This is a genomic window from Aestuariivirga litoralis (genome assembly GCF_003234965.1).
Lineage (GTDB): Bacteria > Pseudomonadota > Alphaproteobacteria > Rhizobiales > Aestuariivirgaceae > Aestuariivirga > Aestuariivirga litoralis.
The window spans coordinates 220,003-244,471 of record NZ_QKVK01000006.1 but is presented as its reverse complement, the minus strand read 5'-3'; the positions used below and the strand labels follow the sequence as shown (position 1 = coordinate 244,471).

Sequence of the window (24,469 nt, the reverse complement as noted above, 5' to 3'; positions counted from 1 at the left end):
CTTTTGGGCAACAGCACGGCCCCGCCGGCCGTTTGCAGGGTCGGAAAGGATCACAGTCGGTAGAGGATCTGGTCGGTCCAGTAGCGCTCGAGCCGGGCGAGCGACTTGTTGATGCGCTCGAGCTCTTCCGCGCCAAGCCCGGCGACCTGCTCCACCGCGCGAAGCTGCCGGTCATAGAGCGCGTCGACGCGGTTGCGGATGGCCTGGCCCTTGGGCGTGAGGCGCACCCGGACGGAGCGCCGGTCGCTGGCCGAGCGCTCATGGTGCACGTAGCCCGCCTCGACCAGTTTCTTCAGGTTATAGGAGACGTTGGAGCCCTGGTAATGGCCACGGCTCTTGAGCTCGCCCGCCGTCAGTTCGGCGTCCGCCATGTTGTAGATGAGCAGGGCCTGCACCGGGTTGATGCCCGGCTCGCCATGGCGCTCGAAGTCATCCTTGATGACCTCCAGCAGGCGGCGGTGCAGGCGCTCGATGAGGTTGAGCGAGTCGAGATACTTGAGCTTCACGGGCGCCGGTCCCGTCTCTGCGGGGAGGCTTGCGGTGGCCTTCGGATCAGCTGGCATGACGATGCGTTCACCCTTGATGCGGGGCCCCTGCGGCGTGCAGCCGGGGTCCCCTCGTTGTGTCCGAGGCTAGGTTCCAGCCCTTAAGGGCCGCTCAATTCTTTGAGTAAACATCTCCTTATGGTTTCAGAGATTTGGGCAAAACTGCGGGAGGCTTTACGAAGCCTTTCGGGGAAGGCTTAAGCAGCCGTTGCCAAACAGGGTGAACGGGCTCGCAAGCACCCGTCCTGCCGCGGGAACAGGGCTGCTGCGCCGCGCCTTTGGTGACGGCTTGCGGTGACGCGAGAGACCGGCACAGATGCAACCTGTGAAAGCGCTCCTGATCCTCGCCGCGGCGTGGCTGGCCGCCGCCCCCGCGGCCGGGGCGGCGGAACCGGTGCCGAAACCGAAGCTGCGTCCGGAGCTTGCCGCGCAGGTGAGCCCGGCCGCATCGGTGCCCGTGCCGCGGCTGCGGCCACCCGCCGAAATGGAGGCCGCGCCGGCGGATGCCGTTCCCGTTCCCCAGCCACGCCCCTTGCCTGAGGCGGTCGCGCCGCAAAGCCCGACGCCAGCAGCCCCCATGGGCGTCGGCGGCTGGCCTGCCGCAACCATCGAGGCGGCGCGCGCCGAGTGCCGGACGCTGCTCAAGGGCCTCGACCTCGCCTATGCGCCGCTCGGCCCCATCGGCGAGCAGGGCGGGTGCGGCGCACCTGCCCCGGTCGAGGTGACCGCCGTCGCCGGGGTGAAGCTCTCGCCTCCCGCCACCCAGACCTGCGACATGGCGGCAGCCCTTGCCCGCTGGGTCATCGAGGACGTGCAGCCCGCCGCGCGCCAGCGGCTGGGCACCGAGGTGACGGAGATCCGCACCGCCACCTCCTATGCCTGCCGGCGGCGCAACAACGGCTCCTCCGGCAAGATGTCGGAGCACAGCAAGGCCAATGCGCTGGACATGTCCGGCTTCCAGTTCGCGAAGACCGGCGTGAGCGTGGGCGGCAAGGACAATTGGGGGGAGGGCCTGCTCGGCGCGCTCGGCCTTTCCAAGGGGGGCTCGTTCCTCGAGGATATCCGCAAGGCGGCCTGCACGCATTTCACCACCGTGCTCGGCCCCGGCTCCGACCCCTTCCACGGCGACCACTTCCATGTCGACGTGCTGCGCCGCAAGGGCGACTACCGCATCTGCCAGTAGGGCATGCGTCGCCGGTTGCGCGTCCGGGTTTCCTCTTGTTAATGATCGGGGATGACACATCGTCCGCACGCCGCCGCCTCGGCCTTTCCCGCCCTTCGCATGCGCCGCAACCGGCGCACCTCCTGGTCCCGCGCGCTGGTGCGCGAGAACACGCTCACCGCGCATGACCTGATCTGGCCGGTCTTCGTGATCGAGGGCGAGAACCGCCGCGAGGCGGTGGCCTCCATGCCGGGCGTCACCCGCTATTCGGTGGACCTCGTCATCGACCGGGTGAAGGAAGCCGCCGACCTCGGCATCCCGGCCATCGCGCTGTTTCCCAACACCCCGCGCGAGCGCCGCACCGAGGATGCGCGCGAGGCCTTCAACCCGGACAATATCGTGTGCCGGGCGGTGCGCGCCATCAGGAAGGCGGTGCCCGAGATCGGCATCATGTGCGACGTGGCGCTCGACCCCTATACCAGCCACGGCCATGACGGGCTGATGGAGGGCGACCACATCCTCAACGACGCCACGCTCGAGGCACTGGTGAAGCAGACGCTGGTGCAGGCCGAGTCGGGCTGCGACATCATCGCGCCGTCCGACATGATGGACGGCCGCATCGGCCGCATCCGCGCCGAGCTGGAAGGAAAGGGCCACGAGCACGTGCAGATCATGGCCTACAGCGCCAAGTATGCGAGCGGCTTCTATGGCCCGTTCCGCGATGCGGTGGGTTCATCCGGCACCCTCAAGGGCGACAAGCGCACCTACCAGATGGACCCCGCCAACACCGACGAGGCGATCCGCGAGGTGGCCCTCGACATCGCCGAGGGCGCGGACATGGTGATGGTGAAGCCCGGCATGCCCTATCTCGACATCGTGCGCCGGGTGAAGGACAGCTTCATGGTGCCGACCTTCGCCTACCAGGTGTCCGGCGAATACGCGATGATCATGGCCGCCTGCCAGAATGGCTGGCTGGACCCGAAGAAGGTGATCACCGAGTCGCTGATGAGCTTCAAGCGCGCCGGCGCCGATGGCGTGCTGACCTATTTCGCGGTCGAGGTGGCGAAGGAGCTGAAGGGCTGAGGCCCGGGCGGCGGGGTGGCCGCCGTGGGGACTTGACCCACCCCCGCCTCTCCCCCAGACATGGTGCAACGCCAACCGCTGAGTCACCATCCCTTGCGCTGCCCCTTCTGCTCCAACGAAGAAACCCAGGTGAAGGACAGCCGTCCCACCGAGGACGGCACGGCCATCCGCCGCCGCCGCTATTGCCCGGATTGCTCCGGCCGCTTCACCACCTTCGAGCGGGTGCAGCTGCGCGAGCTGATGGTGCTGAAGAAGTCCGGCCGGCGCGTGCCCTTCGACCGCGACAAGCTGATGCGCTCGATCCAGGTGGCGCTGCGGAAGCGCCCGGTCGACCCCGAGCGGGTGGAGCGCATGGTGTCCGGCATCGTGCGCCGGCTCGAGAGCCTGGGCGAGAGCGAGATCAAGTCGGAAACCGTGGGCAAGCTCGTGATGGAAGCCCTCAAGATGCTCGACGACGTCGCCTATGTGCGCTTCGCCTCGGTCTACAAGAACTTCCGCGAAGCCAAGGATTTCGAGGAGCTTCTGGGCGAGCTTTCGGGTGAGGACGACAACGGCGAGACCGGTGACAACTGACGACGCCCGCTGGATGGACCTGGCGCTGCGGCTTGGCCGCCGGGCGCTGGGAACGACGGCTGAGAACCCCAATGTCGGCTGCGTCATCGTCAGGGACGGCCGCCTCCTCGGTATTGGCTGGACCCAACCGGGCGGCCGCCCCCATGCCGAGACGGAAGCGCTGAAGATGGCGGGGAGCAAGTCCCGCGGCGCCACCGCCTATGTCACGCTGGAACCCTGCGCGCATCATGGCAAGACTGGCCCCTGCGCCGAGGCGCTGGTGGCCGCCGGCATCGCCCGCGTGGTCACCGCCATAGAAGACCCGGACCCCCGCGTCTCGGGCGGCGGCTTCGACATCCTGAGGCGGGCAGGGGTCTCCTGCGAGGCCGGAGTGGGGGCCGATGAGGCTCGCCGCGACATGGCGGGCTTCCTGACTCGGATTACGAAGAAGCGCCCCCAAGTGATTCTGAAGATGGCCTTTTCCGCGGACGGCAAGATCGCGGCCGGGGTCGGCAGGCGCACCGCCATCTCAGGGCCCGAGGCCAAGGCACGGGTCCACCTTCTGCGCGCCCAGTGCAATGCCATCCTCGTCGGCATGGGCACGGTCAGGGCGGATGACCCGGAGCTCACCTGCCGCCTCCCCGGCCTCCGCAACCGCTCGCCGAAGCCCTTCGTCATGAGCCGCCACGGCCAGCTGCCGCCCGGCTCTCACCTCGCGAAGCAGGGGGCCGAGGTGCTGCGCGGCACCGCCCGGCAGGTGGTGGCCGAACTCGGCCAGCGCGGCATCAACCGCCTGATGGTGGAGGGCGGCGCCCGGGTGGCGCGGAGCTTTCTCGAGGACGGGCTGGTGGACGAGTTCCACCTGATCCGCTCCCCCGTGACGCTGGGGCCGGACGGGGTCGATGGCCTTGCTGGCCTCCCCCTCGCGCAGGCATTGCAGCCATTCGTCCTCCTCGAGCAGGAAAAGCTTGGGAGCGACCTCCTGACCGTCTATGAAGCCCGCCAATAGCGCTTGCCCTGTCCACCCTGTTTCCCCTCCCCCTTGTGGGGAGGGGCAGGGGTGGGGGTGATGCCAGAGCTTCATGCTCCAGCGACATCCCGGCGGCGCGACCCCCACCCCCACCCCTCCCCACAGGGGGGAGGGGAATGACAACTGACGCAGCAGGTTTTCCGGACCCCATAATGTTCACCGGCATCATCACTGACATCGGCACCGTGCGCGCCGTCGAAAGGGCGGGCGATACACGCTTCGAGATCACCACGGCCTATGATCTCGGCACCGTCGACATGGGTGCCTCCATTGCCTGCAACGGCTGCTGCCTGACGGTGATCGAGAAGGGGCCGGACTGGTTCGCCATCCAGGCCTCGGCCGAGACGCTCTCCAAGACCACGCTCGGCGACTGGGGGAAAGGCACCCGCATCAACCTCGAGCGCGCCCTCAGGATCGGCGACGAGCTGGGCGGCCACATCGTCTCGGGCCATGTCGATGGCTTGGGCGAGATCGTCTCGATCACGCCGGAAGGCGACTCGGTGCGTTTCCGCTTCCGCGTGCCTGATGAGCTTGCCCGCTTCATCGCGCCCAAGGGCTCGGTCGCCATCGACGGCACGTCCCTCACCGTCAACGAGGTCGAGGGCAATCACTTCGGCGTCAACATCATCCCGCACACGCAGGCCGTCACCACCTGGGGCAGCATGAAGGTCGGCCAGCGGGTCAACATTGAAATCGACATGCTGGCGCGCTATGTCGCCCGCCTCACCGAGTACAAACCGTCATGAAGACTGAAAAATCCACCGCCCCCGTCGAGCAGGTCCGCGCCCACCTCCTGATCCTCGAGGCCCGCTTCTACGGCGATCTCTGCGACGAGATGTGCCGCGGCGCCATCGCGGCGATCGAGCGGGCAGGCGCCACCTGGGAGCGCATGGCCGTTCCGGGCGCGCTCGAAATCCCCGGCGCCATCGCCATGGCGCATGAGACCGGCCTCTATCACGGCTATGTGGCGCTGGGCTGCGTGCTGCGCGGCGAGACCACGCATTACGACATCGTCTCGGAAGAGAGTGCCCGCGGCATCATGGACCTCACCCTCGAGGGCCTGTGCATCGGCAACGGCATCCTCACCTGCGAGAACGAGGCCCAGGCCTGGGCCCGCGCCAAGGTCGACGACATGGACAAGGGTGGCGGTGCGGCGGAAGCAGCCCTCCACATGATCCGCTTCTCCCGCCTCATGGGCCGCAAGGCCGCGGGCCTCGACGTGAAGGCCGCCTCGTGAGCGACAACGACAGCAACAAGTACCCCCGCGAACGCCGCTCCGCCGCCAGGCTCGGTGCGGTGCAGGCGCTCTACCAGATGGACCTTTCGGGTTCCGACGTCGGTGAGACGCTGGCGCAGTTCTCCTCGCGCGCTTCGGGCGAGAATTTCGAGGACGGCCAGTGCGGCGAGGCCGACTACCGCCACCTGAAAGAGGTGGTCGACGGCGTGGTGCGCGAGCAGAAGGCCATCGACCCCACGGTGGACAAGATCCTCGACAAGGACTGGCCGCTGCACCGCCTCGACTCCACGGTCCGGGCCATCCTGCGCGCCGGCGCCTACGAGCTGATGTTCATGGAGCGTGTCCCCGCCAAGGTGGCGATCAGCGAATATGTCGACGTGGCCGATGCCTTCTTCGGGCCCGAGGAGCCGCGCTTCGTCAATGGCGTGTTGAACAAGCTCGCCCGCCAGTCGCGCCCGAAGGAATTCACTGCGTGACGGCGGAGGGCTTCGCTTTCGACGATGCGAAGGCCCGCCGCAACGCCATGGTGCTTGCCGCCTCGCAGGCGATCTTCGGGGCTACCTCCACCGCCCTCGTCGTGACCTCGGGCCTCATCGGCTCCACGCTGGCGCCGAGCGCCTCCTGGGCCACGCTGCCCATGGCGCTGTCGATCGTCGGCACGGCGCTCACCACCTTCCCGATCTCGCTGATGATGCGCCGGGTGGGAAGGCGCGTCGGCTTCGTGCTCTGCGCGCTGGCGGGTGCCGCAGGCGCCTTCATCGGCGCCTGGGCGATCTTCGAGCGGAGCTTCGGACTGTTCCTGCTGGGTTGCCTCGTCTCCGGCATCTACCAGGCCTCGGCCTCCTATTACCGCTTCGCGGCGGCCGATACCGCGAGCCCCGCCTTCCGCCCCAAGGCCATCAGCTGGGTGATGACCGGCGGCATCGTCGCCGCGCTCGTCGGCACCTTCATGGTGATGGCGACCACCAATCTCTTCGCCCCCGTCACCTTCGCCGGAACATGGGTGGTGATGGGCCTGCTGGCGCTCGCCGGTGCGGGCCTCCTGCTGTTCGTCGACATCCCGCTCACCCAGAAGCATGACGCGCCCTCGGGCCGTCCCTTGGGCACCATCGCCCGCCAGCCGCGCTACATCGTGGCGGCCATGACGGCGATGCTCGCCTTCGGCATCATGGTGCTGGTGATGACGGCAACCCCCGTCGCCATGCTGGGCTGCGGCTTCTCGGTGAAGGATTCGAGCTGGGTCATCCAGTGGCACGCGCTCGCCATGTTCGTGCCGAGCTTCTTCACCGGCTCCCTGATCCAGCGTTTCGGCGCCGAGAAGATCTCGGCCATCGGCATGCTGCTGCTGGTGGGTGCCGCGGTCTCCGGCCTCCTGGGCATACATTTCGAGAACTTCGCCATCGGCCTCATCCTGTTGGGCCTCGGCTGGAACTTCGGCTACATCGGCGGCACCACCATGCTCACCGAAACCTACGAGCCGGACGAGAAGAACAAGGCCCAGGGCCTCAACGACTTCCTCGTCTTCACGACGACCGCCGTCACGTCACTGCTCGCCGGCAAGCTGCTGGCCTGGTTCGGCTGGGAGGGCGTGAACTACGCGGTCTTCCCGATGGTGGTGCTGGCCCTGGTCATGATCGTCTGGCTGGCCCGGCATCCCTATGGGAAGGTCGTGAAGGCAGCGTGACGGTCGTGTCCCGTTCATTGCCGTCATCCCGGCGAAGGCCGGGATCCCGCTTCACTTTTTTCCACATGGCCGGCGCCCAAAGCTGGATCCCGGCCTTCGCCGGGATGACGGCCATAGTGGCTTGTGCTCATGCGGTCCGCAATCGAACAGACGGCGCAGGCCAGATCAACCGCCCGATCCTCCGCCCCAGCTTCGCCGCCCCAAATGCCACGCCGACGACCCACAGCACCAGCCACAGCGACCACATGGTCGCCGTCAGCGCATAGCTGGCAAAGGTCAGCGCAGTACCGCCCAGCACCATGACGGCGCGGGTGGCTGTGCCGAAGCGTGACGACAGCCGTGCGATCACGCCCATCTCCTTCGCCGACTTCGCCGTGCCCAGCGCTGCCACCGTGGTGCGGTAGCCGGCATTGCCGCCGATGGTTGCCACGTCAGTGCCGAGGCCCTTGAGCGTCGTCACGGCCTCGGCCTTCAGCACGCGCCCCGAGGCAGCGCGGGCGGCGGCGAGATCGAGGCGCGCCATGGAGGTGCCGACCAGCCGCAGAGCTTCTCCATCCAGGGCATTGGCCGTCACCACGCCCACCTCGCGCGCCAGCAGCGGCGACAGGCGCCCGGCGCGCTTCACGGCCTTGAGGGTGGAAACGCCGGCCTTCTCCGGGCCAGTTGCGCCCAGCGTCGCCACCGTGGCGGCGGTGAGGCCGAGGCCAACCGTCGCGAGCCCGATCATGAGAGGATCGATCTCCTCGCACGACACATAGCGGGCTGCCTGGTTGTAGAGGTCGCGCACGTCGCCGATGCCGGTGAGGTCGGCAGCCACCGCACCCGCCAGTGCCGCCTCGTTGGGCGCATCGCCGGAGACGAAGCCGTTCCAGGCATCGGCCCCCATGCGGGCGGAGGCCTCCTCCTGCGCGGTGGCGATGCGGGCTGTGAGGGAGGCGGGCAGGGCCAAGCCGCGCTCGGCCGCCAGCTGGGCGATGGAGGCGGCGAGGTCCTCGTCCTTGTCCGCCAGCGCGCGCTCGGCGGCAGCGGTGTAATCGTCAGCCGTCCTGTGGGTGAGGAGATAGGCGGCCACGGCAGCCTCGTCGCGGGGGCCGGCCAGAAGCCGGATCGCGGCGACGCCGCGGGGAAGGGCGAGGCTGCCCGCCACCACCAGCACGAGTGCCACCACAATGCCTGCCGCCCAAGATTTCACGCCATCCCTCCGTCCAGCCGAAACAAGGAATATAACCCTAGAATGCGTCCGATTTGGGGCCGGATCTGGCCCATCTCGGGGGATTTTCTGGTGGTTGCCACCAAGCCCTTGATGCGGCATACCTTTGCCACCTTCCGGGGCAGGGATAAGGCGGATGATTCCGCCAATAGGGGCTCTGGGGAAACGCGAACAAACACAAGGGTTTATCATGACCACTGCACTCTGGTTGATCGTGCTCGCAGGCGCGCTCTCCATCGTGTACGGCATCGTGACGACGCGCGGCCTGATGGCTGCCGACGCCGGCTCGCCCCGTATGCAGGAGATCTCGGCTGCCGTGCGCGAAGGCGCCAAGGCCTATCTGAACCGTCAGTACACCACCATCGGCATCGTCGGCGTGGTGATCTTCGTCCTCGCCTGGCTCCTGCTCGGCCAATGGTCGGCCATCGGCTTCGCCATCGGCGCCATCCTCTCGGGCCTCGCGGGCTTCATCGGCATGAACGTCTCGGTGCGCGCCAACGTGCGCGTGGCGCAGGCCGCCACCAAGTCGCTCGCCGGCGGCCTCGACCTCGCCTTCAAGGCGGGTGCGGTGACGGGTCTCCTCGTCGCAGGGCTCGGCCTCCTCGGCGTCACCCTCTATTTCGGCTTCCTCAAGGACTCGCTGGGCATGGACCCGACGAGCCGCACCGTCATCGATGCGCTCGTCTCGCTGTCCTTCGGCGCCTCGCTGATCTCGATCTTCGCCCGTCTGGGCGGCGGCATCTTCACCAAGGGTGCGGACGTCGGCGGCGACATGGTCGGCAAGGTCGAGGCCGGCATCCCCGAGGATGACCCGCGCAACCCCGCCACCATCGCCGACAATGTCGGTGACAACGTCGGCGACTGCGCCGGCATGGCGGCCGACCTGTTCGAGACCTATGTGGTGACCACCGTTGCCACCATGGTGCTCGCGGCCATCGCGCTGCCGGCCGAGTTCAAGCTCGCCGGCATGGTTCTGCCGCTGGCCATCGGCGGCGCCTGCGTGATCACCTCGATCATCGGCACCTATTTCGTCAAGCTCGGTGCTTCCAACAACATCATGGGCGCGCTCTACAAGGGCGTGATCGCGACGGGCGTGCTGTCGCTCATCGCGCTTTACCCGGTGATCAACCTGGTGTTCGGCGGCATGTCCGTCGATCTCGGCGGCTTCACCCCGATGCACCTGTTCTGGTGCGGCGTGGTGGGCCTCGTCATCACCGCGGCGATCATCTGGATCACCGAATACTACACCGGCACCGGCAAGCGCCCGGTCAACTCGATCGCCGAAGCCTCGATCACCGGTCACGGCACCAACGTGATCCAGGGCCTTGCCGTCTCGATGGAGGCGACCGCCCTTCCGGCGCTCGTCATCGTCGCCGGCATCATCGTGACCTACGGCCTCGCCGGTCTCTTCGGCACGGCCGTCGCAGTGACCACCATGCTTGCGCTGGCGGGCATGATCGTGGCGCTCGACGCCTTCGGCCCGGTCACCGACAACGCCGGCGGCATTGCCGAAATGGCGGGCCTGCCGAAGGAAGTGCGTCACAACACCGACGCGCTCGACGCGGTGGGCAACACCACCAAGGCCGTGACCAAGGGCTACGCCATCGGTTCCGCGGGCCTCGGTGCGCTGGTGCTGTTTGCCGCCTACACGCAGGACCTCAAGACCTTCTTCGCGGATGTGCCGGTGAGCTTCGATCTCTCCAGCCCGTGGGTGGTCGTGGGCCTGCTGTTCGGTGGCCTGCTGCCCTACCTGTTCGGCGGCATGTCGATGACCGCGGTGGGCCGTGCGGCCCAGTCCGTCGTCGTCGAGGTGCGCCGCCAGTTCAAGGAAAAGCCGGGCATCATGGAAGGCAAGGACAAGCCTGACTACGGCCGCGCCGTGGACATGCTGACCAAGGCGGCGATCAAGGAAATGATCATCCCGTCGCTTCTTCCGGTTCTGTCTCCGATCGTCGTCTACTTCGTCATCAACGCCATCGCCGGCCAGGCCGCGGCCTTCTCGGCCGTGGGCGCCATGCTGATGGGCGTGATCGTGACGGGCCTCTTCGTCGCCATCTCGATGACGGCGGGCGGCGGCGCCTGGGACAATGCGAAGAAGTCCTTCGAGGACGGCTTCGTTGACTCCAAGGGTGTGAAGCACTTCAAGGGGTCCGATGCCCACAAGGCCTCGGTGACGGGTGACACCGTCGGCGACCCCTACAAGGACACGGCGGGCCCCGCCGTGAACCCGATGATCAAGATCACCAACATCGTGGCGCTGCTGCTGCTGGCCGTGCTGGCCAGCCACTAAGCACCACGGGTTTTCGACACGAGCCCCGCGCGGAGCGATCCGCGCGGGGTTTTTTGTTTGAGCAAAGCCTCGACGTCTTTTCCCACCCATCATGCCCGGGCTTGTCCCGGGCACCTACTTCGCGGCCGCCACGAAGGATCGCCGGGACAAGCCCCGCGATGAGGGGCGGTGGAGGATGTCGTCTCCTCTCTTGCCTAATCGCACGACGCGCTGTCTGATGCGCAGGGAGGAAAGTGACTCATGCTGATCGGAATCGACTGGGGCGGCACCAAGATCGAAGGCGTTGCGATGGAGCGCGACGGGCGCGAGTTGCTGCGCCTGCGGGAAGCAACGCCGCGCCATGACTATGAGGGCTGCCTGAAGGCGATCCGCGCGATGGTCGATGCGCTGGAGCAAAAGACGGGCCGCGCAGGTAAGGTCGGCATCGGCATTCCGGGCTCGCTCGAACCGAAGAGCAGGCTGGGCAAGGGCGCGAGTTCGACGTGGATTCTCGGCAAGCCCGTCGAGGCCGATCTGCAGAAAGCACTCGGTCGCGAGATCCGGGTGGAGAATGATGCGGACTGCTTCGCGGCGTCCGAAGCGGTGGACGGGGCAGGGGCGGGTTACAACGTCGTCTTCGCGGTGATCCTCGGTTCGGGCGTTGGTGCGGGGATCGCGGTGAACGGCCGCGCCCATCACGGGCCCAACAATTCCGGTGGCGAATGGGGGCACAATCCGCTGCCCTTCCCGGATACCACCGAAATTCCCGGCAAGCCCTGCTACTGCGGCCGCGTGGGCTGCATCGAAACCTGGTGCTCCGGTCGCGCCTTCGAAGCGCAGTATGCGGAGCACAAGGGCGTGGAGTTGAAGGCGGCCGAGATCATGGCGCTGAAGCGGAGCGGCGATCACCTCGCCAGTCTTCTCTGGCGGCGCTACATCGACCGCGTGGCGCGCGGGCTTGCGACCGTGGTCAATGCGCTGGATCCCGACGTTCTCGTCATGGGTGGCGGCATGTCGAATGTCGACGAGCTTTACGAGGACCTGCCGCCCGCCCTGGCGGCGCGGACATTCTCCACCGTGTTCCACACCCCCATCCTGCGCAACCGGCATGGCGATGCGAGCGGCGTGCGCGGTGCGGCCTGGCTTTGGAAGGACTGAGATGAACGAGAGATATGACTTCGGCCTCGCCCTCGTGCAGGAGGCGGGCAAGCTGGCGCTGGGATATTTCAACGCGCGCGACCAGCTGACGATCCAGAACAAGGGCCCGCAGGATCTCGCCAGCGAGGCCGACGTCAACACCGAACTCCTCATCCGTGACCGGCTGGCAAAAGCCTTCCCGCAGGATGCCTTCCTCGGCGAGGAAACGGCGCCCACCGAATACACCGCGGGGCAGGGCATCTGGGTGGTCGACCCCATCGACGGCACGCAGCCCTTCATCCTGGGCATGACCAGCTGGTGCGTGTCCATCGGCTTCATGCAGGATGGCGTGATCCAGTTCGGCATGGTCTATGCTCCGGCGCGCGACGAGCTCTTCGCCGGTGGCCGCGACATCGGCGCGACGCTCAACGGCAAGCCGATCCGCGTGAGCGGTGCCAGGTCAGTGCGCGAAGGCATCACCTACGCCGGCTATTCGCCCAAGAGCGGGCCGCATGAGTTCCTCCCCGGCTTCACGCGGCTGCTCGAGAAGGGCGGCATGTTCTATCGCGACGGCTCCGGTGCGCTGGGCCTTTGCTATGTGGCGGCGGGCCGCCTGGTCGGCTTCTTCGAGCCGCTCATCCGGTCATGGGATGCGCTCGGCGCACTCGCCGTGTGCGAGGGGGCGGGGGCACAGCGGAGTGACTTCCTCAGCCATGACGGATTGTTCAAGGGCAATAGCCTGATCGTGGCGCCGCCGGCAGTCTATGGTGAGATCGAGGGGATCGTGAGCGGAGCGTGATGCCCGCTTTCCCCTATACTCCGTCACCCCGGCGAAAGCCGGGGCCCCGCTTTGGGTCGTCACATGCTGTCAAGAAAGCGGGGTCCCGGCTTTCGCCGGGATGACGTTTTATGGAGGTGTTGTTCAGGCCGGATGCCACCACCTGCCGCCGATCACCACGCCGTGCGAGGTGATGCGCTGGCGGCCTTCGAGGTGTTCGCCGACGACGTCGACATAGTCGAACTTGCCCTCGTCCACGGAGAGGATCGTCGCATCGCCCACGCTGCCCGGCTTCAGGCTGCCAAGTTCCGGGCGCTTCAGCGCGAAGGCGGCGTTCTCGGTGGAGGCCTTGATGACATCGGGAAGGCTCATGCCGAGGCAGAGGAACTTCGACATGGTGGTCACCTGGTCGAAGGCCGGACCGTTGATGCACAGTGCGTGGACGTCGGAGGAGATCGTGTCCGGCGCAAAGCCGTTGGCGAGCATCGCACGCGCCGTCTTGAAGGCGAAGGAGCCCATGCCGTGGCCGATGTCGAAGAGGACGCCGCGCTTGCGCGCGGCGAGAACGGCGGGCTTCACGCTGCCCTGCGCGGTGGCAGGGGAATTGGGGAAAGGCCGGAAGGCATGGGTCAGCACATCGCCCGGCCGCAGCATGGCGATCACCTCCTCGTAGGAAGGCGGCGGCTCGTCGATGTGGGCCATGAGCGGCAGGCCGGTTTCCTCCGCCACCTGCAGCGCGATGGTCAAGGGGGCCACACCCTGGTCGCCCGAGGCATGCCGCCCGACGCGCACCTTGATGCCGACGATGACGTCGCGGTTCCGGTCGGCAACTTCCGCGGCGGTGACGGGGTCCATCAGGCGGATGTCCTCGCTCTCGCCCACCATCACGGTGTTGGAGAAGCCATAGATGCCGGCGTGGCTGACATGGAGATAGGCGAGGATGCGCACCTCGCTGCGCTCGATCACGTGCTTGCGGAAGCCCATGAAGTTGCCGGGGCCGGCGGAGCCCGTGTCGACGGCCGTGGTCACGCCCGAGGTCCGGCAGAATTCCTCGGCATCGATACCCAGCGATGTGCCACCCCAGTAGACATGGGTGTGAAGGTCGATCAGGCCCGGCGACACGATGAGGCCGGAGACGTCCCGCACCGTTGCCGAAGGGCTGTCGAGGCGGGTGGCGATGGCGGCCACCTTGCCATTGGCGAAGCCGACGTCGCGGATGCCGTCGAGGCCCTGGCTGGGATCGATGACCCGGCCGCCCCGGAGGATGAGGTCCATGAGGTCTCCCTAGAACTTGCCCTGCAGCATGGGCGCCGTGCGGGTGCCCTTGGAGGTGCGCAGCAGTGCGCTGATGATCGAGGTGTCCTCGCCATAGACGGGTGTGGCGTTGGTGTTGATGTCCACCACGCGGCCGTCCTGCAGGCCATACTGGGCATAGCTCTTCACCTTGCCATCCTCGTTGAAGCGGATGGCGATGACGGTGCGGTCCGTCTCGGTGGTCATGAAGGCTTTGCTGGTGGTGACCTGGGTGATGTAATAGAAGCTGTCGCCCTTGTATTGCACGGAGGCCGTGGTGGAGGGCGTGCCCATGATGCCTTCGACTTCCATCTTGGTCATGCCGTTGGAAATCTGGTCAAAGGCGCCGGGCTTCGGCATGTAGCCGCGGTGCTCCACCTCCGGCGAACAGCCCGCCAGCAGGAGGGCCAGGCCGGCGGCGGCAAGGAGGCTGGTGGCGAAACGCGTCTTGATGATCTGCATGGGCCGCAATCTTGATCCTAATCCCCTGACCGGCGGAATCGTATAAGAAACTCGTGAACCATATCTTCCGTTAGCCCCAAAGACATGATCCTGAAACGACTTTTCAACCGAGCCCCACCTGCCGAACGCCGCTGTTACGAGGCAATTGTGGCTGCCGCGCGGCACCCGGCCTTCTACGCGCAGTGGGGCGTGCCGGACACGCTGGACGGGCGTTTCGACATGATTGCGCTGCACACCTTCCTGGTGCTTGACCGGCTGAAGGGGGTGGAGGCCGATTTCCGCCAGCGCCTGGTGGACGAATTCTTCAGCGACATGGACCGCTCGCTGCGCGAACTGGGGGTGGGCGACATCTCCGTCGGCAAGAAGGTGCGCAAGATGGCGGAGGTCTTCTACGGCCGCGTTGCCGCCTATGACGCCGCACTGGCGGGCGAGACGGGGGCGCTCGCCGCGGCGCTTGCCCGCAATGTCTTCCCGGATGATCCTGCGGCGGCTGGCATCCTGCCGCTTGCCGCCCATATGAGGGACCAACGCCGCCACCTTGCCGCGCAGGATGCCGGCGCCATTGCCGGGGGGCAGCCCGTTTTCAAGGAACCCAAGCCATGAAGAACCGCACGCCGAACGTCGAGTTTTCCCGCCCCTTGCAGGTAGACCGGGTTCCCAAGCTCGGCTCCACCGAAAAGCTCTCGGCCGATCCGGAGGAGTTGAAGGCGCTGGCCCGCCGGTTCAGGATTCCCACCCTTCATGCGCTGTCGGCGGAGATCCGCGCCACCCCCTGGCGCGGCGGCGGCATGAAGCTCGAGGGCCACATTACCGCAGACCTGGAGCAGGTGTCGGTCATCAGCCTCGAGGCGTTCCGGGAGACCATCTCGGTGCCGCTCGCGCGCTATTTCCTGCCGCATGGCGCGGTGGTGGACAATGAGCAGGAGGACGACGCCGACCCCATCGACAATGGCTGGATCGACCTTGGCGAGGTGGTGGCCGAGACCCTGGCGCTGGACCTGGACCCCTATCCGCGCCAGCCCGGTGAGGCCTTTCCCGGACACGTGGAGGATGATGGCCCTGCCGACAAGGCGCCTTCGCCCTTCGCCGTGCTCGCCGAGAAGAAGGGCGGTTGACGTTTGCGGAAGGTTCGGCTGCCGTTTTTGGAATGACTTTCACCAGCCAATCTCCTAAGCCTTGAATCAGCCGCGGCAGGTTCCAGCCTGCGCTGCGGTGGACCTGGGGCGAGTATCGGCAAGGCTTTGACGACGAAGAAACATTTGACCATCGCGCTGGATGCGATGGGTGGCGATACCGGTCCCGAGGTGGTGATTCCCGGGGCGGCGCTCTGCGCCGAGCGCCACCCGGAGCTGCGCTTCCTGCTGGTGGGTGACCGCAGCCGGGTGGCGCCGCTGGTGGAACGCTACCCCAGGCTGAAGCAGCGGGCCGAAATCATCCATACCGACGTATTCGTGACCATGGATGCCAAGCCCAGCCAGGCGCTGCGCCAGGGCCGCGGCAAGAGCAGCATGTGGCTGGCCATCGATGCGGTGCGGACAGGGCAGGCGGATGCCGCAGTCTCCGCCGGAAACACCGGCGCGCTGATGGCCATGGCGCGCTTCGTGCTGAAGACGCTTCCCGGCATTTCCCGCCCCGCCATCGCCGCCATGTGGCCGACCATGCGCAGCGAGAGCGTGGTGCTCGACGTGGGCGCCACCATCGGTGCGGACGCGAGCCAACTCGTCGAATTCGCAGTGATGGGCGAGGCCATGGCCCGCTGCCTGCTGGGCCTCGAGAAGCCCACCGTCGGCCTGCTGAATGTCGGGGTGGAGGAGATCAAGGGCCAGGAGCAGGTGAAGGAGGCGGGCCGCATCCTGCGCGATTCCAAGCTTCCCATCGAATACATGGGCTTCGTCGAGGGTGACGACATCGGCAAGGGCACGGTGGACGTGGTGGTCACCGAGGGCTTCACCGGCAACATTGCCCTGAAGGCGGCGGAGGGCACGGCGAAGCAGCTTTCCACCTATCTGCGCCTCTGCCTGCAGCGCACGCTGATGTCGAAGATCGGCGCCTTCCTGGCGCAGGGCGCCTTCCGCGCGCTGAAGGACAGGATGGACCCCCGCAAGCACAATGGCGGCGTGTTCCTGGGGCTCAATGGCGTCGTCGTGAAGAGCCACGGCGGCACCGATGCGCTGGGCTTCGCCACGGCCATCGACGTGACGCTGGAGATCGTGCGCAACGATCTCGTGAACAAGATCAAGACCGACGTTGAACTGATGACGGGGCTGCTGAAACAGCCTGAAGCCCCAGCGGAAGCCAGCCTATGAACGACCAGACGAAGACCGTGACCAGGTCCGTCATCGCCGGATGCGGATCAGCGCTTCCGCAGCGCGTGATGACCAACGCCGACCTGAGCAAGATCGTCGACACCAGCGATGAATGGATCGTCGAGCGCACAGGAATCAAATCCCGCTACATCGCCGGCGAGGGCGAGACGACGCGCACGCTGGGAACGCTCGCCGCCAAGCGTGCGCTGGAGCATGCCGGCATCGCGGCGGAAGAGGTCGATCTCATCATCCTCGCCACCGCCACGCCGGACAACACGTTCCCGGCCACCGCAACGCTGGTTCAATATGATCTCGGCATCACCCAGGGCGCTGCCTTCGACGTGCAGGCGGTATGCTCCGGCTTCGTCTATGCGCTGAGCGTGGCTGACGCGATGCTGAAAGCCGGGCAGGCGAAATGCGCCCTCGTCATCGGCTCCGAAACCTTCTCGCGCATCCTCGACTGGACAGACCGCGGCACCTGCGTGCTGTTCGGCGATGGCGCGGGTGCGGTGGTTCTGAAGGCGGAACAGCATCCGGATGTGCCGGAAAGCCCGGGCATCCTCGTCACCCGCATCCGCTCCGACGGGCGGCACAGCGACAAGCTCTATGTCGATGGCGGGCCGTCCACGACCAAGACCGTGGGCCACCTCCGCATGGAGGGGCGCGAGGTGTTCAAGCACGCGGTCACCAACATCGCCACCGTCATGGACGAGGCGATGAAGCTTGCCCATGTGGCGCCCGCCGAGGTTGACTGGTTCGTGCCGCACCAGGCCAACCGCCGCATCCTCGAGGGCACGGCGAAGAAGCTGGGCATCCGCGAAGACCGGATCGTGATCACGCTCGACCGCCATGGCAACACATCCGCTGCCTCCATTCCGCTGGCCTTCGACGTTGCGGTGAAGGACGGGCGCATCAGGAAGGGCGAGCTTGTGCTGTTCGAGGCCATGGGCGGCGGCTTCACCTGGGGCGCGGTTCTGGCACGCTACTGAAGCTTCCGCTGTAACCCCTTGAGTTACCCGATAATTCCTGTTGACCGGCGGCGGGCCGCACCGTAGTTTCTGAATCCTTGCAGGGGGTTCAGAATGGCTGGCAAGACTCTCACCCGCGCCGATCTCAGTGAAGCTGTCCACCGTCAGATCGGCCTGTCGCGCAGCGAGTCGGCAGATCTGGTGAAGAGCATGCTCGACATGATGTCGGAGCATCTGGTCCATGGCGAAACGGTGAAGCTGTCGTCCTTCGGCACCTTCATGGTGCGCTCGAAGAACGGCCGCGTCGGCCGCAACCCGAAGACCGGCGAGGAAGTGCCCATCACCCCCCGCCGCGTGCTTGTGTTCCGTCCCAGCCAGGTGATGAAGAACGTCATCAATGGCCTCGAAGGCGGCTCCGAGGAAGAATAGGCTTTCGCGGCACGCCGCATCCTAAGGAGGGATGCCGCATGGTGGAAAAATCTCCCGACGCCTTCCGCACCATCAGCGAGGCGGCTGAGGAACTGGATGTTCCGCAGCATGTGCTGCGCTTCTGGGAAACCCGGTTCTCGCAGATAAAGCCAATGAAACGGGCGGGCGGCCGGCGCTATTACCGGCCTGCCGACGTGGAACTCCTCAAGGGTATCCGCAGCCTTCTCTACCGCGAGGGCTATACCATCCGCGGGGTGCAGAAGATCCTGAAGGAGGATGGCGCCTCCTATGTGGCAGGCGTCGGCCGCGGCGAGATCGAACCGAGGAAGCGCGAGGGCGAAATGGCCTCGGCGCCGCCCCCCGGCATGTCCAAGCCCGCCCCGCGCGTGAAAGGCGCCAAGGGCGAGGCAGCACCAGCGGCAGAGGCCCCGGCACAGCCCCTGCTGCCGCTGGGCGAGGTGCGCGTGGTGGTGAACCGGCTTTCGGAGAACCATGCCGACATGCTGCGGGCCGCGCTGCGCGACCTCGGCGACGCGCGGCGGATTCTCGATCCTTCCCAAGGCCGTTGAGACGTCGAATAGGGCTTTCGCTGGGCGCTGAACAATGCTACAGCGGCGCCGTGTCGGAGCGTAGCGCAGCCCGGTAGCGCACTATTCTGGGGGGATAGGGGTCGTTGGTTCGAATCCAATCGCTCCGACCATTTAAAACAAGGACTTGGCAGAAATGCCCGGTCCTTTTTTTATTGGCTGGCCGCGGTTACTGAGGCCCGCTCCAGCGTTGCAGCTCGGCCTCTGCCTTGGCGCGCTCATAGGCTTGCGCGTGGTCATGGCGGCCTGGCTCCTCATCTGCGCCCGCAGCCGGCGGCGTGGCGGCCTTGCGCCGCTGATGCAGCCACCAGCCGGCGAAGGCCAGCAGGACAAGCACGACAATGATTTCAAAGAACATGTGCGTCTCCCTTGCGTGTGCCGGACAGAGCCAAGACGACAGAACGGGATAGACTATGGCCAGCTTACAGGAGGCGGGCAGGGCGGTCAAAGACGGAGGCGCGGGTTTTCAGTATCCCGCCATCAGCAGGACGGCCATCACCAGAAGCGACAGGCCGAGGGCGGCCGCGATGAGTGCGTGGCCGGCGGCGGCATGGGGCATGTGGTCAGGTCTGCGCATGAAAAGGTTTGTAACATCGATTTCTGTGCAGGCCCGTAACGCCCGTCACAGGATTTTCGGATTTGCGGCAAGAAAGTCTTTACCGAGAAGCGTTTCAGAAAACCATTTCGGATTAAGGACTTATCCTTACCATACGGATGTGTAAACGACTTCAGAAGGAAGTTTCAGGATGTTTTCAGTGGTGGGTGACGGTAAATTCTTTCTGAACACGGCAACGGAAGGATTTGACATGGCCGGCGAACTGGACCCCCGCCTGATCGGGCTTCTCCGGGCCTCCCTTGGCTTCATCGATGCGCTGCGCGACATCGGCGTCGAGGGTGAGATCGCGGTACGCCTCGACCGCGACGGGGCACGGCGGCTGGTCAATGTGGTTGATGTCAAGGACCGCGGGCGCCACGGCGTCAACATCGCCGGGCTGCGGTTCGAATGGCCGAAAACCGATCCGGTCGAAGCCTTTGCGGAAAACGACAATGACGGCGCCCTGCCGCTGGAGGACGAGACGCCGGCCCTCAAGTAAGGCCGGCGCCGCGATTCTGTTACTGCGCCAGGCCGTCCATCGGCTGGCTGTCGCGGCGGTAGCGGCGGGTGCCCCATCGTCGCTGCAGACGCGATCATCCGGCGCGCATTGCATGCCGCCGCCGTCGTTCATGAATACGCAGATGTTTCATCAGGTCCGTCCTCTCCAGAGCCGTCGTGGAAGGAAAAATCCGGTGGCGGGTGGGCTGTTCCTCATCCTCGACACTTTCTGGTGCGACACCCCGCCCGGGGCTACGCGGAGGGAACGTGCCGACACTGATCTTGAAACCGCCCAGTCACCTGATGGGGCGCAGCGTGCTGCTCGTCGAGGACGAGATGATGATCGCCTGGGACATCGAGCAGACGCTCACCCATGCCGGGATGCGCGTCCTGGGGCCGGCCTCCTCGGTGAGCCGCGCCCTGCGGCTGATCGAGGGCGAGGTGCCGGATGCCGCGATTCTCGACCTCAACCTGAGGGGCGAGCTGGTGACGCCGGTGGCCCGGCGCCTGCGCGAGCTGGAGGTGCCCTTCGTGCTCGCCACCGCCTACAACCACCTGCGCAGCGGCGAACTGGAATTCGACGGGGTGGAGAACCTCGGCAAGCCCGTGGCCTCCGAGCGCTGCGTGGCGGTGCTGGGCGAAATGCTGGCCTAGGGCGTGTCGGGCTTCGACATCCAGCGGATCAGGCCCATGACCGCCGGAAGCCAGCCGGCCCCGGCGAGGGCGTAGAAAGGCAGCTCGAACAGCGGGCCGCGGCCAACCACCAGCATGCCGCCCACCGCCATCATGACCAGCGCATAGACGATGAGGAAAACCACGGTGGCGGCGGTGCCGATGGCCTTGCGGCGGCGGATGTTCATGGGCCCGCTGATAGGGGCAGCGGGGGCGCGGCGCAAGGTCCTGCCACTGCGGCGCTTCATCACTTGAACCGGCGGGCGGCTCCGCCGTAATGCGCTCTCATGACAGCTGAAACCCTGAACTTCCGGCAAAGCTCGGCGCTGCCCTATGTGCGGGCCTGGCTCCTCGGCATGGCGGCGCTCATCTTTTGCATGGTGATCGTGGGCGGCGCCACGCGGCTCACCGACAGCGGGCTTTCCATCACCGAATGGAAGCCGCTGCTGGGCGCCATTCCGCCGATGACCGAGGCGCAGTGGCTGGAAGCCTTCCAGAAATACCAGCAGATCCCGGAGTACCACCTCGTCAACAAGGGGATGTCGCTTTCGGAGTTCGAGTTCATCTACTGGTGGGAGTGGTCGCACCGCTTCCTCGGACGGGTGATCGGGCTCGCCTTCTTCCTGCCCTTTGCCTATTTCGCGGTGACGGGGGCTCTCAGCCGCTCCACCGCCATCCGCTGCGGCATCCTGTTCGTGCTCGGGGGGCTGCAGGGCGCGCTCGGCTGGTACATGGTGGCCTCGGGCCTCGTCGACCGGGTGGATGTGAGCCAGTACCGGCTGGCGGCCCATCTCTCGCTCGCCACCTTCATCTACGGCGCCATCCTGTGGGTGGCCTTCGGGCTGGGCCTGAAGCGGCATGTGCCAGAAACGGGACAGCAATGGCTGGCCCTGCTGATCGCCGCCCTCGTGCTGCTGCAGATCGCGGCGGGGGGCTTCGTCGCGGGCCTCGACGCGGGCTTCGGCTACAACACCTGGCCGCTGATCGACGGCGCCGTGATCCCCAAGGGCCTGTTCGTGGGCGAGCCCTGGTGGCGCAACATGTTCGAGAATGCGCTGACCGTGCAGTTCAACCATCGCAACCTCGCCTATGTGATCTTCCTCCTCGTTGCGGCGCAGGCCTGGGTGGTGCGGAGCAGGGCGAGCCAGATGCTGCTGGTGGCCGTGCTGGGGCAGGTGGCGCTGGGAATATGGACGCTGCTCTGGGCCGTGCCGCTGTGGCTGGGCCTGGCGCACCAGGGCGGGGCCCTCATCGTGTTCGCCGCCGCGATCTGGAACCTGCATCGCGAGCTGAAAGGCCAGCGCATGGCCGTGCTGCGCCACGTGAAAGCCTAGCGCAGATCGGTCCTCTCTCCCCGAAGGCGAGAGGAATAAAAAGACCTCACTCGCAGATCCGGTAGTTGGCGGACTTGCCATGCCGGCCGAGGTCGAAGTGATAGTGTTCCCTGTGGGCTTCGTTGGCGCCAGGACCGAGCACCGTGGTGAAATAGCCGCAGGCAGTGGTGCGGAGCGCCCGCAGCACGGGATAGGAGGGGGATGCGGGGTTGATGGCGTCCGCCATGCGGATGGTCGTGCCGCCCGCAAGGGTCATGGACGTGATGTCCACGGCATCCCCCGCCGCGTGCTCGCTCATCTTGCCGGAGGAATCGCCGTTGCGGCGGCGGCATTGATAACCGGGGCCCGTGGCCATCCTCTCCAGCTGCTTGCCGGTCTGGGCCAGCACCACGGCGGCCCCGGTGTCGGACACCCAGCGTGCGAAGGTCTGTGCGAAGCGGCAGCTGAAGACCGGGCCTTCGGGGAAGCTCACGGTGCCCGAAGGCGTCTCCACGGCCTGCAGGCGAACCGGATCGGCCAGCGGGCAACCTGCCGCGCCGAAGGTTGAAGGCAGCACCTCGAAGCGCACCCTGGCGGCGCGCAGGCCTTGCGCGCAGGTCGAGGGGCCGGACACGGTCGCTGTCTGCGGCGGGATGCTGGCTGTGCCGGCAGGGGGCGTCTCTGTCTCCGTGGTCTGCGCGGGGGTCTCGGGGGCCGGGCCGGTGAGGGGCGACGGCCTTGCGCGCGGGATGGGCGGGGCAGGGCTGGCGAAATCCGGCGGGGCTTCGGACGATGCGACGGGCACCTCTGCCGCCGGCTCAGCCTTTGGGACGTGTGCGGGCTTCTGTCGTGGGATTGGAACGGCTGGAGCCGGAACCTGCGCCTGGGGCTGCGGCTTCGCGGCCTTCGCTGCGGGCTTCGGCTTGGGGGCCGGGCGCTTTGCCGGCCGCGCCGGGGGCTGCCTGCGGCACTCGATCTTGAAGGAGTGACAGAGATCGCGCTTCAGGATGGTGAGGCCGCTTGCAGCGCCTGCCTCGCCCGCCGCTGCCACCTGCAGCAGGAGGGCGGGGCCAAGCAGGGCCGGGAACAGAACTTGCAACGGGCGGCGGGTGCTTCCGGGCGAGGCATTCATCCTGCCGTAAAGCCCCGCAGGTGCGGGGTTGTTCCATGGGCGGAGTGTTTTGTTGGGGAGTTCGCAGGTCCTTCGCCTTGGGCGGACTTGATCCGCGCAGCCCTTTGCAGGCGGCAAGGAAAAGGACGCCCGGGTCGAGCCCGGGCGAGGTGAGTGTAAAGGATGTGAAGGTGCGGCGGTCTTACGAGATCGCCTGATCGAGATCGGCGATGATGTCTTCCACATCCTCCAGCCCGATCGACAGGCGCACCACGTCGGGGCTGGCGCCGGCGAGCTTGAGCTGGTCGGCGTTGAGCTGGCTGTGCGTGGTCGAGGCCGGGTGGATGATGAGCGAGCGCGTGTCGCCGATGTTGGCAAGGTGCGACAGCATCTTGACGGAGGAGACGGCGCGCACGCCCGCGTCATAGCCGCCCTTGAGGCCGAAGGTGAACACGGCACCGGCACCGCGCGGGCAGTATTTCTTCTGCAGCGCGTGGTACTTGTCGCCAGGAAGCCCGGCATAGTTCACCCACGAGACATTGGGGTGCTTCGACAGCCACTCGGCCACCTTCAGCGCATTGTCGCAGTGGCGCTGCATGCGCAGGCCCAGCGTTTCCATGCCGGTGAGGATGAGGAAGGCGTTGAGCGGCGCAATCGAGGGACCGAGATCGCGCAGGCCCAGCACGCGCGCGGCGATGGCGAAGGCGATGTTGCCGAAGGTCTCGTGCAGCTTGAGGCCGTGATAGGAACCGTTGGGCTCCGACAGCAGCGGATAGCGGCCAGACTTCGACCAGTCGAAATTGCCGCCGTCGACGAGGACGCCGCCCATCGAGTTGCCGTGCCCGCCCATGAACTTGGTGAGCGAGTGGAGCACGATGTTGGCGCCATGCTCGATGGGGCGGCACAGGTAAGGTGTTGCCATGGTGTTGTCGACGATGAGCGGGATCCCCGCCTTCTGCGCGATCTTTGCGACACCTGCGATGTCCATCACGCGGCCGCCGGGGTTGGCGAGCGATTCGATGAAGATCGCCTTGGTCTTGGGCGAGATCGCCTTCTCGAAGGAGGAGAGATCATCGCCATCGGCCCACACCACGTGCCAGCCGAAGGACTTGAACGAGTGGCTGAACTGGTTGATCGAGCCGCCATAGAGCTGGCGTGCCGCGACGAACTCGTCACCCGGCTGCATGATGGTGTGGAAGGCGAGGAGCTGGGCCGCATGGCCCGAGGCCACGGCGAGCGAGGCCGTGCCGCCTTCGAGTGCCGTCACCTTGCCTTCGAGCGCACCCTGCGTCGGGTTCATGATGCGGGTGTAGATGTTGCCGAAGGCCCTGAGCGCGAAGAGGTCGGAGGCGTGCTGCACGTCGTTGAAGACGTAGGCCGTGGTCTGGTAGATCGGCGTGATGCGCGCGCCCGTTGCGGGGTCTGGCGCCTGGCCGGCATGCAGTGCCAGCGTGTCGAAACCCGGTGTTCTCTCAGCCATTTGTCTTCGTCTCCCGTTTTGTCGTTGGGGCGGGAGACTATCGCGGGACGTGGCGGAGGACAATTGAG

General features: G+C 66.6%; 28 protein-coding genes and 1 tRNA gene. 21 read left to right on the top strand and 8 right to left on the bottom strand.

Features of this window, described 5'->3' with window-relative positions:
* Window positions 1–50: 50 nt before the first annotated feature.
* Complete coding sequence (gene ldtR, locus DK847_RS14375; protein ID WP_111199199.1) at window positions 51–563, bottom strand: transcriptional regulator LdtR; 513 nt, start codon at window positions 561–563, stop codon at window positions 51–53.
* Window positions 564–861: 298 nt separating this feature from the next.
* Here ldtR and DK847_RS14370 point away from each other — a divergent pair, with 298 nt between their 5' ends.
* From DK847_RS14370 to DK847_RS14335, 8 genes are all read left to right on the top strand, one after another.
* Window positions 862–1,728 (top strand): extensin-like domain-containing protein, encoded by an 867-nt coding sequence (locus tag DK847_RS14370; protein WP_111199198.1) that lies wholly within the window; start codon window positions 862–864, stop codon window positions 1,726–1,728.
* 51 nt (window positions 1,729–1,779) lie between these two features.
* Window positions 1,780–2,790, top strand: a complete 1,011-nt coding sequence (hemB, locus tag DK847_RS14365; protein ID WP_111199197.1) for a porphobilinogen synthase — start codon at window positions 1,780–1,782, stop codon at window positions 2,788–2,790.
* Window positions 2,791–2,883: 93 nt separating this feature from the next.
* The gene (gene nrdR, locus DK847_RS14360) at window positions 2,884–3,363 is read left to right on the top strand and encodes a transcriptional regulator NrdR (protein WP_111199283.1); all 480 of its coding nucleotides are present in this window, start codon (window positions 2,884–2,886) and stop codon (window positions 3,361–3,363) included.
* Entirely contained in the window at window positions 3,353–4,351 is a 999-nt protein-coding gene (gene ribD, locus DK847_RS14355) for a bifunctional diaminohydroxyphosphoribosylaminopyrimidine deaminase/5-amino-6-(5-phosphoribosylamino)uracil reductase RibD (protein ID WP_245414623.1), read from the top strand. The genes nrdR and ribD overlap by 11 nt, the downstream gene beginning before the upstream one ends.
* 173 nt (window positions 4,352–4,524) lie before the next feature.
* The gene (locus tag DK847_RS14350) at window positions 4,525–5,118 is read left to right on the top strand and encodes a riboflavin synthase (protein ID WP_111199195.1); all 594 of its coding nucleotides are present in this window, start codon (window positions 4,525–4,527) and stop codon (window positions 5,116–5,118) included.
* The gene (gene ribH / locus DK847_RS14345; RefSeq protein ID WP_111199194.1) at window positions 5,115–5,609 is read left to right on the top strand and encodes a 6,7-dimethyl-8-ribityllumazine synthase; all 495 of its coding nucleotides are present in this window, start codon (window positions 5,115–5,117) and stop codon (window positions 5,607–5,609) included. Before DK847_RS14350 ends, ribH begins: the two co-directional genes overlap by 4 nt.
* A complete protein-coding gene (gene nusB / locus DK847_RS14340; RefSeq protein WP_111199193.1) occupies window positions 5,606–6,085 on the top strand; it encodes a transcription antitermination factor NusB in 480 nt (159 codons plus the stop codon). The genes ribH and nusB overlap by 4 nt, the downstream gene beginning before the upstream one ends.
* Complete coding sequence (locus DK847_RS14335; protein ID WP_204508340.1) at window positions 6,082–7,293, top strand: MFS transporter; 1,212 nt, start codon at window positions 6,082–6,084, stop codon at window positions 7,291–7,293. The genes nusB and DK847_RS14335 overlap by 4 nt, the downstream gene beginning before the upstream one ends.
* A 127-nt stretch (window positions 7,294–7,420) precedes the next feature.
* On the opposite strand, the gene DK847_RS14330 is transcribed toward DK847_RS14335, so the two are convergent.
* Window positions 7,421–8,485, bottom strand: a complete 1,065-nt coding sequence (locus DK847_RS14330; protein WP_146256139.1) for a hypothetical protein — start codon at window positions 8,483–8,485, stop codon at window positions 7,421–7,423.
* 208 nt (window positions 8,486–8,693) lie between these two features.
* Here DK847_RS14330 and DK847_RS14325 point away from each other — a divergent pair, with 208 nt between their 5' ends.
* From DK847_RS14325 to DK847_RS14315, 3 genes are all read left to right on the top strand, one after another.
* Window positions 8,694–10,793: a sodium-translocating pyrophosphatase gene (locus tag DK847_RS14325; RefSeq protein WP_111199191.1), complete on the top strand. Its 2,100-nt coding sequence runs from the start codon at window positions 8,694–8,696 to the stop codon at window positions 10,791–10,793.
* Between the two features lie 240 nt (window positions 10,794–11,033).
* Window positions 11,034–11,930: an ROK family protein gene (locus DK847_RS14320; RefSeq protein ID WP_111199190.1), complete on the top strand. Its 897-nt coding sequence runs from the start codon at window positions 11,034–11,036 to the stop codon at window positions 11,928–11,930.
* 1 nt (window position 11,931) lies between these two features.
* On the top strand, window positions 11,932–12,708 hold the full coding sequence (locus DK847_RS14315; RefSeq protein ID WP_161957289.1) for an inositol monophosphatase family protein: 777 nt from the start codon (window positions 11,932–11,934) through the stop codon (window positions 12,706–12,708).
* Between the two features lie 123 nt (window positions 12,709–12,831).
* Here DK847_RS14315 and DK847_RS14310 read toward each other — a convergent pair whose 3' ends face one another.
* Together DK847_RS14310 and DK847_RS14305 are read right to left on the bottom strand one after the other, a co-directional pair.
* Window positions 12,832–13,962 (bottom strand): amidohydrolase/deacetylase family metallohydrolase, encoded by a 1,131-nt coding sequence (locus tag DK847_RS14310; protein WP_111199188.1) that lies wholly within the window; start codon window positions 13,960–13,962, stop codon window positions 12,832–12,834.
* Between the two features lie 9 nt (window positions 13,963–13,971).
* On the bottom strand, window positions 13,972–14,442 hold the full coding sequence (locus tag DK847_RS14305; RefSeq protein WP_111199187.1) for an outer membrane protein assembly factor BamE domain-containing protein: 471 nt from the start codon (window positions 14,440–14,442) through the stop codon (window positions 13,972–13,974).
* Window positions 14,443–14,589: 147 nt separating this feature from the next.
* Between DK847_RS14305 and DK847_RS14300 the strand changes: the two genes are divergently transcribed.
* From DK847_RS14300 to DK847_RS14270, 7 genes are all read left to right on the top strand, one after another.
* Entirely contained in the window at window positions 14,590–15,045 is a 456-nt protein-coding gene (locus DK847_RS14300; RefSeq protein WP_245414622.1) for a ubiquinol-cytochrome C chaperone family protein, read from the top strand.
* Window positions 15,042–15,557, top strand: a complete 516-nt coding sequence (locus tag DK847_RS14295; protein WP_111199185.1) for a YceD family protein — start codon at window positions 15,042–15,044, stop codon at window positions 15,555–15,557. Before DK847_RS14300 ends, DK847_RS14295 begins: the two co-directional genes overlap by 4 nt.
* Before the next feature lie 144 nt (window positions 15,558–15,701).
* Window positions 15,702–16,748: a phosphate acyltransferase PlsX gene (gene plsX / locus DK847_RS14290; protein ID WP_280956408.1), complete on the top strand. Its 1,047-nt coding sequence runs from the start codon at window positions 15,702–15,704 to the stop codon at window positions 16,746–16,748.
* A gap of 17 nt (window positions 16,749–16,765) precedes the next feature.
* Window positions 16,766–17,737: a beta-ketoacyl-ACP synthase III gene (locus tag DK847_RS14285; RefSeq protein WP_204508344.1), complete on the top strand. Its 972-nt coding sequence runs from the start codon at window positions 16,766–16,768 to the stop codon at window positions 17,735–17,737.
* Between the two features lie 93 nt (window positions 17,738–17,830).
* Window positions 17,831–18,145: an integration host factor subunit alpha gene (locus DK847_RS14280; RefSeq protein ID WP_111199183.1), complete on the top strand. Its 315-nt coding sequence runs from the start codon at window positions 17,831–17,833 to the stop codon at window positions 18,143–18,145.
* A 38-nt stretch (window positions 18,146–18,183) separates the two neighbouring features.
* Window positions 18,184–18,714 carry a MerR family transcriptional regulator gene (locus DK847_RS14275; protein ID WP_193548201.1) on the top strand — a complete coding sequence of 177 codons (531 nt, stop codon included), beginning with the start codon at window positions 18,184–18,186 and terminating at the stop codon, window positions 18,712–18,714.
* Window positions 18,715–18,768: 54 nt separating this feature from the next.
* Window positions 18,769–18,845: transfer RNA gene (locus tag DK847_RS14270), tRNA-Pro, on the top strand.
* A gap of 56 nt (window positions 18,846–18,901) precedes the next feature.
* On the opposite strand, the gene DK847_RS14265 is transcribed toward DK847_RS14270, so the two are convergent.
* Complete coding sequence (locus DK847_RS14265) at window positions 18,902–19,090, bottom strand: hypothetical protein (RefSeq protein WP_111199182.1); 189 nt, start codon at window positions 19,088–19,090, stop codon at window positions 18,902–18,904.
* Between the two features lie 388 nt (window positions 19,091–19,478).
* On the opposite strand from DK847_RS14265, the gene DK847_RS14260 reads away from it, so the two are divergent.
* Together DK847_RS14260 and DK847_RS14255 are read left to right on the top strand one after the other, a co-directional pair.
* Window positions 19,479–19,826 carry a hypothetical protein gene (locus DK847_RS14260; RefSeq protein ID WP_146256138.1) on the top strand — a complete coding sequence of 116 codons (348 nt, stop codon included), beginning with the start codon at window positions 19,479–19,481 and terminating at the stop codon, window positions 19,824–19,826.
* A 266-nt stretch (window positions 19,827–20,092) separates the two neighbouring features.
* Window positions 20,093–20,479 carry a response regulator gene (locus DK847_RS14255; protein WP_245414621.1) on the top strand — a complete coding sequence of 129 codons (387 nt, stop codon included), beginning with the start codon at window positions 20,093–20,095 and terminating at the stop codon, window positions 20,477–20,479.
* Here the strand turns inward: DK847_RS14255 and DK847_RS14250 are convergent.
* On the bottom strand, window positions 20,476–20,685 hold the full coding sequence (locus tag DK847_RS14250; protein WP_161957288.1) for a DUF2842 domain-containing protein: 210 nt from the start codon (window positions 20,683–20,685) through the stop codon (window positions 20,476–20,478). The two genes, DK847_RS14255 and DK847_RS14250, sit on opposite strands and share 4 nt — an antisense overlap.
* Before the next feature lie 99 nt (window positions 20,686–20,784).
* Here DK847_RS14250 and DK847_RS14245 point away from each other — a divergent pair, with 99 nt between their 5' ends.
* Window positions 20,785–21,831, top strand: a complete 1,047-nt coding sequence (locus DK847_RS14245) for a COX15/CtaA family protein (protein WP_111199178.1) — start codon at window positions 20,785–20,787, stop codon at window positions 21,829–21,831.
* Between the two features lie 46 nt (window positions 21,832–21,877).
* Here DK847_RS14245 and DK847_RS14240 read toward each other — a convergent pair whose 3' ends face one another.
* Both DK847_RS14240 and DK847_RS14235 read right to left on the bottom strand, forming a co-directional pair.
* On the bottom strand, window positions 21,878–22,909 hold the full coding sequence (locus DK847_RS14240) for an extensin-like domain-containing protein (RefSeq protein WP_161957287.1): 1,032 nt from the start codon (window positions 22,907–22,909) through the stop codon (window positions 21,878–21,880).
* A gap of 214 nt (window positions 22,910–23,123) precedes the next feature.
* Window positions 23,124–24,401, bottom strand: a complete 1,278-nt coding sequence (locus tag DK847_RS14235) for an O-acetylhomoserine aminocarboxypropyltransferase (protein ID WP_111199176.1) — start codon at window positions 24,399–24,401, stop codon at window positions 23,124–23,126.
* Between the last annotated feature and the right edge of the window lie 68 nt (window positions 24,402–24,469).

Coding starts and splice junctions, on each gene's coding strand:
- ldtR (WP_111199199.1), bottom strand. CDS start 563: ATGCCAGCTGATCCGAAGGCCACCGCAAGCCTCCCCGCAGAGACGGGA.
- DK847_RS14370 (WP_111199198.1), top strand. CDS start 862: ATGCAACCTGTGAAAGCGCTCCTGATCCTCGCCGCGGCGTGGCTGGCC.
- hemB (WP_111199197.1), top strand. CDS start 1,780: ATGACACATCGTCCGCACGCCGCCGCCTCGGCCTTTCCCGCCCTTCGC.
- DK847_RS14350 (WP_111199195.1), top strand. CDS start 4,525: ATGTTCACCGGCATCATCACTGACATCGGCACCGTGCGCGCCGTCGAA.
- ribH (WP_111199194.1), top strand. CDS start 5,115: ATGAAGACTGAAAAATCCACCGCCCCCGTCGAGCAGGTCCGCGCCCAC.
- DK847_RS14325 (WP_111199191.1), top strand. CDS start 8,694: ATGACCACTGCACTCTGGTTGATCGTGCTCGCAGGCGCGCTCTCCATC.
- DK847_RS14320 (WP_111199190.1), top strand. CDS start 11,034: ATGCTGATCGGAATCGACTGGGGCGGCACCAAGATCGAAGGCGTTGCG.
- DK847_RS14315 (WP_161957289.1), top strand. CDS start 11,932: ATGAACGAGAGATATGACTTCGGCCTCGCCCTCGTGCAGGAGGCGGGC.
- DK847_RS14310 (WP_111199188.1), bottom strand. CDS start 13,962: ATGGACCTCATCCTCCGGGGCGGCCGGGTCATCGATCCCAGCCAGGGC.
- DK847_RS14305 (WP_111199187.1), bottom strand. CDS start 14,442: ATGCAGATCATCAAGACGCGTTTCGCCACCAGCCTCCTTGCCGCCGCC.
- DK847_RS14295 (WP_111199185.1), top strand. CDS start 15,042: ATGAAGAACCGCACGCCGAACGTCGAGTTTTCCCGCCCCTTGCAGGTA.
- DK847_RS14280 (WP_111199183.1), top strand. CDS start 17,831: ATGGCTGGCAAGACTCTCACCCGCGCCGATCTCAGTGAAGCTGTCCAC.
- DK847_RS14275 (WP_193548201.1), top strand. CDS start 18,184: ATGGTGGAAAAATCTCCCGACGCCTTCCGCACCATCAGCGAGGCGGCT.
- DK847_RS14265 (WP_111199182.1), bottom strand. CDS start 19,090: ATGTTCTTTGAAATCATTGTCGTGCTTGTCCTGCTGGCCTTCGCCGGC.
- DK847_RS14260 (WP_146256138.1), top strand. CDS start 19,479: ATGTTTTCAGTGGTGGGTGACGGTAAATTCTTTCTGAACACGGCAACG.
- DK847_RS14250 (WP_161957288.1), bottom strand. CDS start 20,685: ATGAACATCCGCCGCCGCAAGGCCATCGGCACCGCCGCCACCGTGGTT.
- DK847_RS14245 (WP_111199178.1), top strand. CDS start 20,785: ATGACAGCTGAAACCCTGAACTTCCGGCAAAGCTCGGCGCTGCCCTAT.
- DK847_RS14235 (WP_111199176.1), bottom strand. CDS start 24,401: ATGGCTGAGAGAACACCGGGTTTCGACACGCTGGCACTGCATGCCGGC.